Below are 13,999 nucleotides of genomic sequence, written 5' to 3' on the forward strand. Positions count from 1 at the left end.
GCTTTGTCGTTTCAGCCCTTCAGATCAATGCGCAAACAGCGAATTGCCCTTCTGCCCCGCCAGTTTCTCCGGCTTGATCAGGAACTTCGCCAGTGCCGGCAACAGCCACAGCGCACCGAACATGTTCCACAGCAGCATGAAGGTCAGCATCAGGCCCATGTCGGCCTGGAACTTGATCGCCGAGAAGATCCAGGTGCACACACCGATCGCCAGGCACAGACCGGTGAACAGCACGGCTTTACCGGTGGATTTCAGCGTTTGGTAATAGGCTTCCTGCAACGGCAGCCCCGCGCGCAGGAAACTCTCCAGACGGCTGTAGATGTAGATGCCGTAGTCGACACCAATCCCCACACCCAGCGCCACCACCGGCAAGGTCGCGACTTTCACGCCGATGCCCATGAACGCCATCAGCGCGTTGCCGAGTACCGAGGTCAGCACCAGCGGCAGGACGATGCACAGCGTCGCCGCCCACGAACGGAAGGTGATCATGCACATCACTGCCACGCAGATGTACACCAGAATCAGGATGGTCAGCTCAGCCTGCTTGATGACTTCGTTGGTGGCCGCTTCGATCCCGGCATTACCGGCGGCGAGGATGAATTCCAGACCGTCCTTGTTGTTGTCCTTGGCGAATTCCTGCACCGCGTGTACCGCACGATCGAGGGTTTCAGCCTTGTGATCGTTGAGGAACACCAGCACCGGCGCCAGCGAGCAACTGTTGTTGTACAGACCGTCGGCGCGGGCAATCGAGTTGTTCAGCACGTCCGGGTTGCGTGACAGGGTTTCCCATTTCAGGTTGCCCTCGTTCATGCCCTTGATCATCTGCTTGGACACGGTCACCAGCGAGATCGCCGACTGCACGCCCTCGGTGTTCTGCATCTTCCACATCAGCTCATCGATCGGCGCCATGGCCTCATAACGCGAGCAACCTTCAGCCTTGGTCTTGACCATCACCACCAGCACGTCGGAACTGGTCGAGTAGTTGTTGATGATGAAGTTGTTGTCCTTGTTGTAGCGCGAGTCCGGACGCAGTTCCGGCGCGCCTTGGTCGAGGTCGCCGATTTTCAGGTTCTGGCTGTACCAGAGGCCGCCGCCGAAGGCGATCAGCGCCAGCACCACAGAGACGCGTGCGACTTTCGGATTGGCGAAGTTCGACAGCAGGCGCCAGAACGGGTGTTCGCGGTTGGCGTCCTTCTTGCTCCTGGCAATCGCGCGTTTACTGATGCCGACATAGGAGATGGCGACCGGCAGCAGAATCAGGTTGGTGAACACGATCACTGCGACGCCGATCGACGCACCAATGGCCAGTTCACGGATCACGCCAATGTCGATGATCAGCAGCGTGATGAAGCCCACCGCATCCGCGAGAATCGCGATCATCCCCGGCAGGAACAGTTGCCGGAAAGTGCGTCGCGCTGCGGTCAACGCGTTATCGGCCTCGCTCGATTGCAGGGCGATACCGTTGATCTTCTGCACGCCGTGGGAAATACCGATGGCGAAGATCAGGAACGGCACCAGCATCGAATACGGATCAAGCCCGAAACCGAAGAAGTGCATCAAGCCGAGCTGCCAGACCACCGCCACCAGCGTCGTGCTCAACACTGCAATGGTGCTGCGTACGCAGTTGGTGAACCACAACAGCAGGATCAGGGTGATGACGAAAGCGATGCCGAAGAACAGCACCACCATCACCAGACCATCGATCAGATCGCCGACCTTCTTGGCGAAACCGACGATGTGGATCTTGACGTTGGGGTTCTGTGCTTCGAACTTGTTGCGGATCTTGTCTTCGAGTTCATGGGAGAACTTGCGGTAGTCCAGCGCAAGCAACTTGCCCTGGTCTTCCGGGTCCGGGTAGGACTCCAGCAGCGGGATGTCGACGATGCTCGACTTGAAGTCGTTGGCCACCAGCCGCCCGACTTGGCCGGACTTGAGCACGTTGTTGCGCAGCAGATCGAGACTGTCTTGCGAGCCGTTGTAGCTCTGCGGGATCACTTCACCGCCGGCGAAACCCTCTTCGGTCACTTCGGTCCAGCGTACGCTCGGGCTCCACAGCGACTTCAGCCCGGAGCGGTCAACGCCAGAGATGTAGAACACCTCGTCGTTGATCTGGCGCAGAGTCTCCATGTACTCCTTGGAGAAGATGTCGCCGTCCTTGGCTTCTACCGAAATGCGCACGGTGTTGCCCAGGTTCGCCAGATCGTTGCGGTGCTCCATCATCTTCTCGATGAACGGATGCTTGAGCGGGATCATTTTTTCGAAACTGGTCGAAGGCCGGATCAACGTGGCCTGCCAGAACAGGAAAATACTCACCACCAGGCAGATGAGGATCACTGCCGGACGGTTGTTGAAGATCAGGCGCTCAAGAAACGTCGCCTTGTCCTGCTGAGGAGTGATCAAGGAAGTCATAGCCCCGCCTTCTTATTATTGATCTCGGCACCGTTTGGCAGCGTGGTGTGAACGCCACCCTGCCCGCTCAGAATCAGATTGCCGTCGCCGGCAGCGGTGACCGACGACAGGGAAATACGATCAGGACGGTTGAACACGCTGAAGGTCTCGCCGTTGTCGCTGCTGCTGATCACCGAACCGCCGTTGCCAACGATCACGATCGAGCCATCTTCAAGCAGGGTCGCGCCGGACAAGCCGAATTCCAGCGATCCGCGCGCAGCTTTCAGCTCGACCTGCTCCCAGGTGCTGCCGAAATCCGTCGAGCGATAAAGGTTGCCGCGCAAGCCATAAGCCAGCAGGGTCTGCGGTTGCGCCGTGCCGATCACGCCGAACAGCGAGCCTTCGTACGGGCCTTCGAGTTTTTCCCAGGTCTGGCCGTCATCGGCGGAGCGGAACATGCTGCCCGACTCGCCGACGATGAACAGCCCAGCGTCCTTCACCGCCGCGATGGCGTTGAGGTGGAATTGATCTTCGTTGTCGAGGCGGTCACTGACGTCTTCCCAGTTTTTACCGCCGTCGGTGGTTTCCAGCAGCGCACCGTACGCGCCCACGGCGAGGCCGCTGTTGACGTCCTTGAACCAGACGTCGAGCAGCGGCGATTCGCGTTTGAGGTCTTCGAATTGCTTGGTCCAGGTCAGACCGCCGTCTGCGCTGGCGAGGATTTGCGCGTCGTGGCCGACCGCCCAGCCGTGCTTGTCGTCGACAAAGTACACAGCGGTCAGCAGTTGCCGGCTCGGCACTTTGGCTTGCGTCCAGGTTTTGCCCTGGTCATCGGAATAGAGAATGTGCCCGCGATCGCCGACCGCGACCAGGCGTGCGCCAGCGTGGACGACATCGAGAATCAGGCTTTTCGCGGCTTTGGCGGATTCGGTGGCATAGACCACGTCGGCTGGCGCCTCGGCGGCCATCACCGGTGCCGATAACGTGGCAAAGCCCAGCAGAGAGAGTGCTGTGGCCAGCAACGCGGTGTTGCGTAACGCCGGCGGGCGGCAACGACTCATAGACCTTCCCCTATTTATTATTGTTAGGCCATCTGGCCTTCAAGGGCGCCGCAAGTGTGCTCCGCTGATGGCTGGTCAGAAGCATAGTCCTGAAACCCGCAATCCAGAGCCACTTCGGAAGCTGGCTCATCCTATCGGGCTTTCGAAACGTCTGACAATCGGCGCCACGTTATCTTTTGTTAACCGCATTGCCGACGGATTCCCCCCTGTAGGAGTGAGCCTGCTCGCGATAGCGGTGTATCAGTTAGCAATTGCTCAGCTGACACACCGCTATCGCGAGCAGGCTCACTCCTACAGGGAGTTGTGGGGGCTTTGGGATTTGAATACATGACCATTCGCCGGGGTGATGCGGCAAAAGTTACCGGAGGGACTTGCACGATCGGTATTATGGTATACCATCAGACGCACAGACACTCTTAATCCCCCAACGGAGCAGCTCATGAGTTTCGAAATTCGCAAGATCGTCAGCTATGTCGAAGAAACCTTTATCGAAGGCGGCAAAGCCACTGACAAGCCGGTGACCATGGTTGGTCTCGCCGTGGTGATGAAAAACCCTTGGGTGGGCAACGGTTTCGTCGAAGACCTCAAGCCGCAGATCCGTGCCAACTGCTCCGACCTCGGCGCGCTGATGGTTGAACGTCTGGTCGGCATCATCGGCGGTGCGGAAAAAATCGAGGCCTACGGCAAAGCCGCTGTGGTCGGCGCTGACGGCGAGATCGAGCACGCCTCCGCCGTGATCCACACCCTGCGCTTTGGCAATCACTACCGCGAAGCGGTCAACGCCAAGAGCTACCTGAGCTTCACCAACAAGCGCGGCGGCCCGGGCACTTCGATCCAGATCCCGATGATGCACAAGGACGACGAAGGTCAGCGTTCGCACTACATCACTCTGGAAATGCAGATCGAAGACGCGCCGCGTGCCGACGAAATTGTTGTCGTGCTGGGTTGCGCTGACGGTGGCCGTCTGCACCCGCGCATTGGCAATCGCTACATCGATCTGGAAGAACTGGCCGCCGAAAAAGCCCAGTAATCACAATAAAAAGGCATTGCAGGAGCGCTCCATGATTCGGCTCACCGCTGAACTCACCCCGGCTGGCACCAGTTACCTGGCGACCGGCCAAGGCCAGCCCGTGGTTTTGATCCACGGCGTGGGCCTGAACAAAGAAATGTGGGGCGGGCAGATCGTCGGTCTGTCCAGCCAATACCGGGTGATCGCCTACGACATGCTCGGCCATGGCGCCAGCCCGCGACCGGCCAGCGGCACCAACCTGCTCGGTTACGCCGATCAGTTGCTGGAGCTGCTCGATCACCTCAATCTGCCGCAGGCAGCGGTGATCGGTTTCTCCATGGGCGGTCTGGTCGCGCGGGCCTTTGCCCTGCATTACCCGGAGCGCCTGCAAAGCCTGGTGGTGTTGAACAGTGTGTTCAACCGCAGCGAAGAACAGCGTGCCGGCGTCATCGCCCGTACCGCGCAAGCCGCCGAACATGGCCCGGACGCCAATGCCGAAGCGGCGTTGTCGCGCTGGTTCAGCCGCGAGTATCAGGCGGCCAACCCGGCGCAGATCGCCGCATTGCGCCAGACCCTCGCCAATAATGATCCTCAGGGTTACCTGACCACCTACGAATTGTTCGCCACCCAAGACATGTACCGCGCCGACGACCTGGGCAGCATTCAGGCGCCGACGCTGATCGCCACCGGTGAACTCGATCCGGGTTCGACCCCGGAAATGGCCGAGCAACTGGCCCGACGCATCCCCGGTGCGAAGGTTGCAGTGCTGGCCGAGCAACGGCATATGATGCCGGTAGAGTCGCCGCGCCTGGTCAACCAGACGCTACTGGAATTTCTGCAATTCGCACACTCCCGACAAAACCATATAAAGGGGATCGTTGCATGACACTCGCACGCTTCCAGATGTGCATCGGCGGAGAATGGGTCGACGCCCTCTCCGGCAAGACCTTCGAAAGCCTCAACCCGGCCACGGCGCAAGCCTGGGCGGAGTTGCCCGACGCCGATGAAGCGGACGTCGAACGTGCCGTGCAATCGGCACAGACCGCTTTCGACAGCCCGGCATGGCGTGGTCTGACTGCCACCGCACGCGGCAAATTGCTGCGCCGTCTCGGCGACTTGATCGCCGAAAATAAAGAACAACTGGCGCAGCTGGAAAGCCGCGACAACGGCAAACTGATCCGCGAAACCCGTGGGCAAGTCAGCTATCTGCCGGAGTTTTTCCACTACACCGCCGGCCTGGCCGACAAGCTCGAAGGCGGCACGCTGCCGCTGGATAAGCCGGATCTGTTCGCCTACACCGTGCACGAAGCAATGGGCGTGGTCGCCGCGATCATTCCGTGGAACAGCCCGCTGTACCTGACCGCAATCAAACTCGCCCCGGCCCTCGCCGCTGGCAATACGATTGTGATCAAGCCGTCCGAGCACGCTTCGGCGACCATTCTTGAACTGGCACGTCTGGCGCTCGAAGCCGGGATTCCGCCGGGCGTGGTCAACGTCGTCACCGGTTACGGCCCAAGCACTGGCGCCGCCCTCACCCGCCATCCGCTGATCCGCAAGATTGCCTTCACCGGCGGCGCGGCGACAGCACGGCATGTGGTGCGCAGCAGCGCCGAGAACTTCGCCAAGCTGTCGCTGGAACTGGGCGGCAAATCACCGAACATCATCTTCGCCGACGCCGATCTGGACAGCGCGATCAACGGCGCGATCGCCGGGATCTACGCGGCCTCCGGACAGAGCTGCGTGTCGGGTTCGCGACTGTTGGTGCAGGACGAGATCTACGACGAATTCGTCAGCCGACTGGTCGAACGCGCCCAGCGCATTCGCATCGGCAACCCGCAAGAAGACCACAGTGAGATGGGCCCGATGGCCACCGCGCAGCAATTGGCGGTGGTCGAAGGTCTGGTCGCCGACGCCATCGCTGAAGGCGCGCGTTTGCGCACTGGCGGCAAGCGCCCGGCGGATCTTGGCGAAGGCTGGTTCTACGAGCCGACGCTGTTCGAATGCGACCGCAATTCGATGAAGATCATGCAGGAAGAAGTCTTCGGCCCAGTGGCGTCGGTGATTCGCTTCAAGGATGAAGCCGAGGCACTGGCGATCGCCAACGACTCACAGTTCGGCCTGGCGGCTGGCATCTGGACCCGTGATCTGGGCCGTGCTCACCGCCTCGCTCGCGATGTGCGCTCCGGGATCATCTGGGTCAACACCTACCGCGCGGTGTCAGCAATGGCCCCGATCGGCGGTTTCAAGAACAGTGGCTATGGACGCGAAAGCGGCATCGATTCGGTGCTGGCCTACACCGAACTGAAAACGGTGTGGATCAACCTTTCTCAGGCACCAATGCCTGATCCGTTTGTGATGCGCTAGGAGTCCTGCGAAATGATCGAACCCGGCATTTACAAAGACGTCATGAGCTCGTTCCCGTCCGGCGTCACGGTGGTCACCACCCTTGACCCTGAGGGTGGGATCGTCGGCATCACCGCCAGCGCTTTTAGCGCGCTGTCGATTGACCCGGCGCTGGTGTTGTTCTGTCCCAACTATGCTTCCGACACTTACCCGGTGCTGCGTGACAGCAAGAAATTTGCGATCCATTTGCTGTCGGCTGACCAGACGGCTGAGGCCTATGCTTTCGCCAGTAAAGGCAAGGACAAGGCCAAGGACATCGCGTGGCATTTGAGCGAACTCGGTAACCCGATTCTGGCCAAAGCGACGGCGATCATCGAGTGCGAGTTGTGGCGGGAATACGATGGTGGTGATCACGCGATTATCGTTGGCGCGGTGAAGAACCTGATCCTGCCCGCGCAACCGGTGACGCCGATGATTTACCACAAAGGCAAGCTCGGGCCGTTGCCGACTCTGGCCTGACGGATTCACACAAATCCCCCTGTAGGAGTGAGCCTGCTCGCGATAGCGGACTGACATTCAACATTGATGTCGACTGATCCACCGCTATCGCGAGCAGGCTCACTCCTACAAGGGATCGTGGTCACAGGAGGAATGATGAGTAACGAAAAGTATGAGAAGGGCCTGAAGATCCGCACTCAGGTGCTCGGCGAAGCCTACGTGCAGCGTTCGATAGAGAACGCCGACGACTTCACCCGTCCGCTGCAGGAAATGGTTACCGAATACTGCTGGGGCCATGTCTGGGGGCGTGAGGGTTTGTCGCTCAAGGAGCGCAGCATGATCAACCTGGCGATGATCTCGGCGCTCAACCGTCCGCATGAACTCAAGCTGCATGTGCGCGGCGCCTTGCGTAACGGCCTGAGTCGTGAGCAAATACGCGAAATTCTGCTTCAGGTCGGCATTTATTGCGGCGTTCCGGCAGCCGTGGACAGTTTCCGGCTGGCCCGTGAAGCCTTTGCCGAAGCCGACGCCGAAGCCTCAGTTAACCCCTCGGCTGTTTAGATGCCCGTCTGGCATGGACAGCCAACTTAAAGAGCGGACCCCATGAAACGCCAGCCACTCGACGACAGCTTCAAGGTCAATCGCAACCCCGTTACCCTGCGCGAAATCGTGCTGGATAAACTGCGTAGCGCGATCATGAATTTCCAGCTCATGCCAGGCGATCGTCTGGTCGAGCGCGATCTGTGCGATCGCCTCGGTGTAAGCCGTACGTCGGTGCGTGAAGCCTTGCGTCACCTGGAATCCGAAGGTCTGGTCGAGTTCGCCGATGCCAAAGGCCCGCGCGTGGCGATCATCACCCTCGCCGATGCGGTCGACATCTATGAGCTGCGCTGCGTACTTGAAGGCCTGATCGTGCAGTTGTTCACCCTGCGCGCCAAAGCCAAGGACATCAAAGCCCTGGAAAAAGCCCTCGACGACAACCGCAAGGCGCTCAAGGACGGCGAGTTGCAGCAAGTGATCGACTCGGTGCAGGGTTTCTACGACGTGCTGCTCGAAGGTTCGGGCAACCATGTGGCGGCGACTCAACTGCGCCAGTTGCAGGCGCGCATCAGCTACCTGCGCGCGACCTCGGTGTCCCAGGAAAACCGTCGCGGCGCGAGTAACCACGAAATGGAAAAAATGGTCGAGGCGATCAAGAGCGGCGATCCGCTGGCGGCGCATCAGGCCTGCGTCGATCACGTTCGCGCCGCTGCTGCGGTGGCGCTCGACTACCTCAAGCGCAAACAGGAAGAGACCGGCGCCACGCCGAACATCACCCTGCCCATCGCGCTGAAAGAACCCCGTATAGGTCACTGATATGTTCAGCCCGAGCTATTGCCCGAAATGCGGTGGCCCTGACCTCGGTCAGCAGGTGCCGCCGGGCGATACGCACGAGCGCCTGATGTGCCGCGGCTGCGGCTACATCCACTACGTCAATCCGAAGATCATTGCCGGCTGCATCATCGAGCAGGACGGCAAATACCTCTTGTGCCAACGCGCGATCCCACCGCGCCCGGGCACCTGGACGCTGCCCGCCGGGTTCATGGAAAGCGGCGAGACCACAGAGCAAGCGGCCATCCGCGAGGTCTGGGAAGAAAGCGGTGTGCGCGCGGAAATCGTCTCGCCGTACTCGATTTTCAGCGTGCCGAAGATCAGCGAGGTGTACATCATCTTCCGTGCGATCGCGCTGGAGATCACCGGGCAGTACGGGCCGGAGACTATGGATTACAAGTTCTTCGCGCCGGAAGAGATTCCGTGGGAACAGATCTATTACCCGGCGATCCGGCAGATTCTCGAGCGCTATATCGAAGAACGCCAGGCTGGGGTGTATGGGATCTACATGGGCAATGACGATAGCGGCAAGATTCACTTTATCCGCTGACAACGCAACCCGCTCTTTGTAGGAGTGAGCCTGCTCGCGATAGCGGTGTGTCAGGTAGAGAATTGCCGACTGACACACAGCTATCGCGAGCAGGCTCACTCCTACAGGGGTTTAGTGGTGTTGCTTAAATTGGGGCGATGCCTTCAACGATGACGATTTCCGCCCTCGCCCATTCCTCGCGATAACGTTTCGCTTCCTGATACGCCGCTGAGTGGTAGCACGCCACAGCCTTCTCATAGCTCTCGAACTCGATCACCACGCTGCGTTGCGGCGTCTGGCGCCCTTCCATCGCCTCGCTGCGCCCGCCTCTGGCCAGAAACTTCGCGCCAAACGCAGCGAACGCTGCCGGCGCACGCTGGGTGTATTGGCTGTAATGATCGGCATCGGCTATATCCACGTGAGCAATCCAGTACGCCTTCATAGTGACCTCTTTGTTGATTTTGTATTATGGTATACCAATATATTTCCAACGAACCCTGAGAGTCCAGCATGGCCTTCAACAGCATCGAAGAAATCATCGAAGATTATCGTCTCGGCAAAATGGTCTTGCTGGTCGATGACGAAGACCGCGAAAACGAAGGCGACCTGCTGCTGGCCGCCGACCGTTGCACGCCCGAGGCGATCAGCTTCATGGCCCGCGAAGCGCGCGGTCTGATCTGCCTGACCCTGACCGACGAACATTGCCAGCGTTTGGGCCTGGAGCAAATGGTGCCGGCCAATGGCAGCGTGTTCAGTACCGCGTTTACCGTATCGATTGAAGCAGCGGTTGGCGTGACCACCGGCATCTCCGCAGCAGATCGCGCTTGCACCGTGGCCGCCGCCGTCGCGCCGAATGCCCGCGCTGAAGATCTGGTGCAGCCCGGCCACATCTTCCCGCTGCGCGCCAAGGAAGGTGGCGTACTGACCCGCGCGGGTCACACCGAGGCCGGTTGCGATCTGGCGCGTCTGGCCGGTTTTACCCCGGCCTCGGTGATCGTCGAGGTGATGAACGACGACGGCACCATGGCCCGTCGCCCGGATCTGGAAGTGTTTGCGCGCAAGCACGGGATCAAGATCGGCACCATCGCCGACCTGATCCACTATCGCCTGAGCACCGAACACACCATTGAACGCATCGGCGAACGGGAGCTGCCGACGGTGCATGGCACGTTTCGCTTGATCACCTTTGAGGATCGCATCGAGGGCGGCGTGCACATGGCGATGGTCATGGGCGATCTGCGCCGTGAAGAGCCGACGCTGGTGCGCGTGCATGTGATCGATCCGCTGCGGGATCTGGTTGGCGCGGAATATAGCGGGCCGACGAACTGGACGCTTTGGGCGGCGTTGCAACGGGTCGCGGCTGAGGGGCATGGGGTTGTGGTGGTGCTGGCCAATCACGAGTCTTCGCAGGCGCTGCTGGAGCGGGTGCCGCAGTTGACCCAGCCGCCGAGGCAGTTCAGCCGTTCGCAATCGCGGATTTATTCGGAGGTCGGGACCGGGGCGCAGATTCTGCAGAACCTTGGGGTTGGCAAGTTGCGTCACCTGGGCCCTCCTCTGAAATACGCCGGCCTGACAGGTTATGACCTGGAAGTGGTCGAGAGTATTCCGTTTACCGAGTGAAGCTGCCCTCACCCCAGCCCTCCCGAAACGTCGGACCGCCCGTAGGGAGAGGGAGCTGACCGAGGTGTTTAGTCGCTATACGCCGACCTGAGATACCGAGCCGAACTCAGGTTTTGAACAGCCTCCAATCGGCCCCCTCTCCCGAAGGGAGAGGGCTGGGGTGAGGGGCTGGATCTGACATTCACAAAAAACATTCAAGCCGAACGCATCAAATAACCGCCCGGCCAGATAACCGGTAAGGCAAAGTGCTTGCACAAAGTTTGGAATACCATAATATGATATTCCATAGACCGGACATTCCAACGAACGTCCATCTACTGCTCCCGATAGGCGGGCAACAACGCAAGCCCGCTCAAAAACACAACAATGAGGGCGTAAAAATGGTGTTGAACAAAGCTGCAACCGCGATCTTTTTTGCGGGACTGCTCAGCGTTACCGGCCAGGCTGCAATGGCTGCCGAGAGCGTGAACTTCGTCAGCTGGGGCGGAAGCACCCAGGATGCGCAGAAACAGGCCTGGGCCGATCCGTTCAGCAAGGCCAGCGGCATCACCGTCGTGCAGGATGGCCCGACTGACTACGGCAAACTCAAAGCCATGGTCGAGAGCGGCAACGTGCAGTGGGACGTGGTCGATGTCGAAGCCGACTTCGCCCTGCGCGCCGCCGCTGAAGGCCTGCTCGAACCCCTCGATTTCAAAGTCATCCAGCGCGACAAGATCGACCCGCGTTTCGTCAGCGATTACGGCGTCGGCTCGTTCTTCTTCTCCTTCGTCCTCGGCTACAACGAGGGCAAACTCGGCGCCAACAAACCGCAGGATTGGAGCGCCCTGTTCGACACCAAAACCTACCCGGGCAAACGCGCCCTGTACAAATGGCCAAGCCCTGGCGTGCTCGAACTGGCGCTGCTGGCCGACGGCGTGGCGGCCGACAAGCTCTACCCGCTGGATCTGGATCGCGCCTTCAAGAAGCTCGACACCATCAAGAAGGACATCGTCTGGTGGGGCGGCGGCGCGCAGTCGCAGCAACTGCTGGCGTCAGGTGAAGCGAGCATGGGCCAGTTCTGGAACGGTCGCATTCACGCCCTGCAAGAAGACGGCGCACCGGTCGGCGTGAGCTGGAAACAGAATCTGGTCATGGCCGACATTCTGGTGATTCCAAAAGGCTCGAAAAACAAGGACGCGGCGATGAAGTTCCTCGCCGCCGCCAGCGGCGCCAAAGGCCAGGCCGACTTCTCCAACCTGACCGCCTACGCCCCGGTCAACCTCGACAGTGTGGAGCGTCTGGATTCGACGCTGGCCCCCAACCTGCCGACTGCCTACGCTAAGGATCAGATCACTCTTGATTTCGCGTACTGGGCCAAAAACGGCCAGGCCATCGCGACACGGTGGAACGAATGGCTGGTCAAATGAAAATGGCGGCCACCGCGTCCCGTCCCTCCACTGCCACCGGGAGCGCGACCAGCGCTGCCGGTTCGGCCCACGGAACACAGGCGGTTGCGATGCAGCAAGCCCCGTCCCTCAGACAACGCTGGCGCGGCGTCGGCAACCTCGCCCCGGCGCTGTTGTTCATCGGCCTGTTCTTTCTCGCGCCGTTGATTGGCCTGCTGTTGCGCGGCGTGCTCGAACCGACCCCGGGCCTTGGCAACTATGAACAACTGTTCGCCAACTCGGCGTACGCCCGAGTGCTGCTCAACACCTTCTCGGTGGCCGGGCTGGTAACGCTGTTCAGCCTGTTGCTGGGCTTTCCGCTGGCTTGGGCGATCACCTTGGTGCCGCGCGGCTGGGGACGCTGGATTCTCAACATCGTGCTGCTGTCGATGTGGACCAGCCTGCTCGCCCGCACGTATTCGTGGCTGGTGCTGCTGCAAGCGTCGGGCGTGATCAACAAGGCTCTGATGGCGATGGGCATCATCGATCAGCCGCTGGAAATGGTCCACAACCTCACCGGCGTAGTGATCGGCATGAGCTACATCATGATCCCGTTCATCGTCCTGCCGTTGCAGGCAACCATGCAGGCCATCGACCCGATGATTCTGCAGGCCGGTTCGATTTGCGGCGCCAGCCCGTGGAGCAACTTCTTCCGGGTGTTCCTGCCGCTGTGCCGGCCGGGTCTGGCCTCCGGTGGCTTGATGGTGTTCGTCATGTCGCTCGGTTACTACGTGACCCCGGCGCTGCTCGGCGGCGCGCAGAACATGATGCTGCCGGAGTTCATCATTCAGCAGGTGCAATCGTTCCTCAACTGGGGCCTGGCCAGTGCCGGCGCTGCGTTGCTGATCGCGATCACTTTGGTGCTGTTCTACTTCTACCTGAAGCTTCAGCCGGAATCCCCGGTTGGCGCCAGTAACGCGAGGTAAGCCGACATGCTCCTGACCCCCAATGCGATGAGCCGGCGCATGCGCTTCGGCCTCTACGCCACCACCGGGCTGATCGGTCTGTTCCTGCTGTTGCCGATCGTGTTTATCGTGCTGCTGTCGTTCGGCTCCTCGCAGTGGCTGGTGTTCCCGCCACCGGGCTGGACGCTGAAATGGTACGGCCAGTTCTTCTCCAACCCCGATTGGATGAACGCCGCAGCGGCCAGCCTCAAGGTCGCTGTGCTGACCACGATCTGCGCCGTGGCCCTCGGTTTGCCGACCGCGTTTGCGCTGGTTCGCGGGCGTTTTCCCGGTCGGGAAATGCTCTACGGCCTGTTCACCCTGCCGATGATCGTGCCGCTGGTGATCATCGCCGTGGCGGTGTACGCGCTGTTTCTCAAGCTCGGTTACACCGGGACGATGTTCGCGTTTGTCGTCAGCCATGTGATCGTCGCGCTGCCGTTTACCATCATCTCGATCATCAACTCGCTGAAGTTGTTTGATCAGTCGATTGAAGACGCGGCGGTGATTTGTGGTGCTTCACGCCTGCAAGCGGTGTTCAAAGTGACATTCCCGGCGATTCGTCCGGGCATGGTTGCCGGCGCCCTCTTCGCCTTCCTCGTTTCGTGGGACGAAGTGGTGCTCAGCGTGATGATGGCCAGCCCGACCCTGCAAACCCTTCCCGTGAAAATGTGGACCACCTTGCGCCAGGACCTGACGCCAGTGATCGCCGTCGCTTCGACGCTGCTGATCGGCTTGTCGGTATTGGTCATGGTCATCGCCGCCGCGCTGCGCCGGCGCAACGAAATCAGCGCCTGAGCGCCCAGGAGTAC

General features: G+C 60.4%; 14 protein-coding genes. 11 read left to right on the plus strand and 3 right to left on the minus strand.

Going from position 1 to position 13,999, the window contains the following annotated elements:
• Positions 1 to 24: 24 nt before the first annotated feature.
• Together HU754_RS17405 and HU754_RS17410 are read right to left on the minus strand one after the other, a co-directional pair.
• Positions 25 to 2,409, minus strand: coding sequence for an efflux RND transporter permease subunit (locus HU754_RS17405; RefSeq protein WP_093437794.1), 2,385 nt, complete (start codon positions 2,407 to 2,409; stop codon positions 25 to 27).
• A complete protein-coding gene (locus HU754_RS17410; RefSeq protein WP_186624252.1) occupies positions 2,406 to 3,449 on the minus strand; it encodes a WD40/YVTN/BNR-like repeat-containing protein in 1,044 nt (347 codons plus the stop codon). The genes HU754_RS17405 and HU754_RS17410 overlap by 4 nt, the downstream gene beginning before the upstream one ends.
• Before the next feature lie 439 nt (positions 3,450 to 3,888).
• Between HU754_RS17410 and HU754_RS17415 the strand changes: the two genes are divergently transcribed.
• The 7 genes from HU754_RS17415 (at position 3,889) to HU754_RS17445 (ending at position 9,220) form a co-directional block, all read left to right on the plus strand.
• Positions 3,889 to 4,479, plus strand: coding sequence for an amino acid synthesis family protein (locus HU754_RS17415; protein WP_007917992.1), 591 nt, complete (start codon positions 3,889 to 3,891; stop codon positions 4,477 to 4,479).
• Between the two features lie 31 nt (positions 4,480 to 4,510).
• Complete coding sequence (locus tag HU754_RS17420; protein ID WP_186624251.1) at positions 4,511 to 5,344, plus strand: alpha/beta fold hydrolase; 834 nt, start codon at positions 4,511 to 4,513, stop codon at positions 5,342 to 5,344.
• Positions 5,341 to 6,822, plus strand: coding sequence for an aldehyde dehydrogenase (locus HU754_RS17425; RefSeq protein ID WP_093437780.1), 1,482 nt, complete (start codon positions 5,341 to 5,343; stop codon positions 6,820 to 6,822). Before HU754_RS17420 ends, HU754_RS17425 begins: the two co-directional genes overlap by 4 nt.
• A 12-nt stretch (positions 6,823 to 6,834) precedes the next feature.
• Complete coding sequence (locus HU754_RS17430) at positions 6,835 to 7,320, plus strand: flavin reductase family protein (RefSeq protein ID WP_093437777.1); 486 nt, start codon at positions 6,835 to 6,837, stop codon at positions 7,318 to 7,320.
• A gap of 135 nt (positions 7,321 to 7,455) precedes the next feature.
• A complete protein-coding gene (locus HU754_RS17435) occupies positions 7,456 to 7,860 on the plus strand; it encodes a carboxymuconolactone decarboxylase family protein (protein ID WP_034155594.1) in 405 nt (134 codons plus the stop codon).
• Between the two features lie 42 nt (positions 7,861 to 7,902).
• Complete coding sequence (locus HU754_RS17440; protein ID WP_116256671.1) at positions 7,903 to 8,655, plus strand: GntR family transcriptional regulator; 753 nt, start codon at positions 7,903 to 7,905, stop codon at positions 8,653 to 8,655.
• A 1-nt stretch (position 8,656) separates the two neighbouring features.
• Positions 8,657 to 9,220, plus strand: coding sequence for an NUDIX hydrolase (locus HU754_RS17445; RefSeq protein WP_186624250.1), 564 nt, complete (start codon positions 8,657 to 8,659; stop codon positions 9,218 to 9,220).
• A gap of 124 nt (positions 9,221 to 9,344) precedes the next feature.
• Here HU754_RS17445 and HU754_RS17450 read toward each other — a convergent pair whose 3' ends face one another.
• On the minus strand, positions 9,345 to 9,641 hold the full coding sequence (locus tag HU754_RS17450; protein WP_186624249.1) for a DUF1330 domain-containing protein: 297 nt from the start codon (positions 9,639 to 9,641) through the stop codon (positions 9,345 to 9,347).
• A gap of 68 nt (positions 9,642 to 9,709) precedes the next feature.
• On the opposite strand from HU754_RS17450, the gene ribBA reads away from it, so the two are divergent.
• The 4 genes from ribBA (at position 9,710) to HU754_RS17470 (ending at position 13,985) form a co-directional block, all read left to right on the plus strand.
• Complete coding sequence (ribBA, locus tag HU754_RS17455; RefSeq protein ID WP_095050094.1) at positions 9,710 to 10,819, plus strand: bifunctional 3,4-dihydroxy-2-butanone-4-phosphate synthase/GTP cyclohydrolase II; 1,110 nt, start codon at positions 9,710 to 9,712, stop codon at positions 10,817 to 10,819.
• Positions 10,820 to 11,199: 380 nt separating this feature from the next.
• Positions 11,200 to 12,225 carry an ABC transporter substrate-binding protein gene (locus HU754_RS17460; protein WP_186624248.1) on the plus strand — a complete coding sequence of 342 codons (1,026 nt, stop codon included), beginning with the start codon at positions 11,200 to 11,202 and terminating at the stop codon, positions 12,223 to 12,225.
• The gene (locus HU754_RS17465) at positions 12,222 to 13,169 is read left to right on the plus strand and encodes an ABC transporter permease (protein WP_186624282.1); all 948 of its coding nucleotides are present in this window, start codon (positions 12,222 to 12,224) and stop codon (positions 13,167 to 13,169) included. Before HU754_RS17460 ends, HU754_RS17465 begins: the two co-directional genes overlap by 4 nt.
• A 6-nt stretch (positions 13,170 to 13,175) precedes the next feature.
• Positions 13,176 to 13,985, plus strand: coding sequence for an ABC transporter permease (locus tag HU754_RS17470; protein WP_007918021.1), 810 nt, complete (start codon positions 13,176 to 13,178; stop codon positions 13,983 to 13,985).
• Positions 13,986 to 13,999: the final 14 nt, after the last annotated feature.

The sequence above is a fragment of the Pseudomonas zeae genome (assembly GCF_014268485.2).
Lineage (GTDB): Bacteria > Pseudomonadota > Gammaproteobacteria > Pseudomonadales > Pseudomonadaceae > Aquipseudomonas > Aquipseudomonas neuropathica.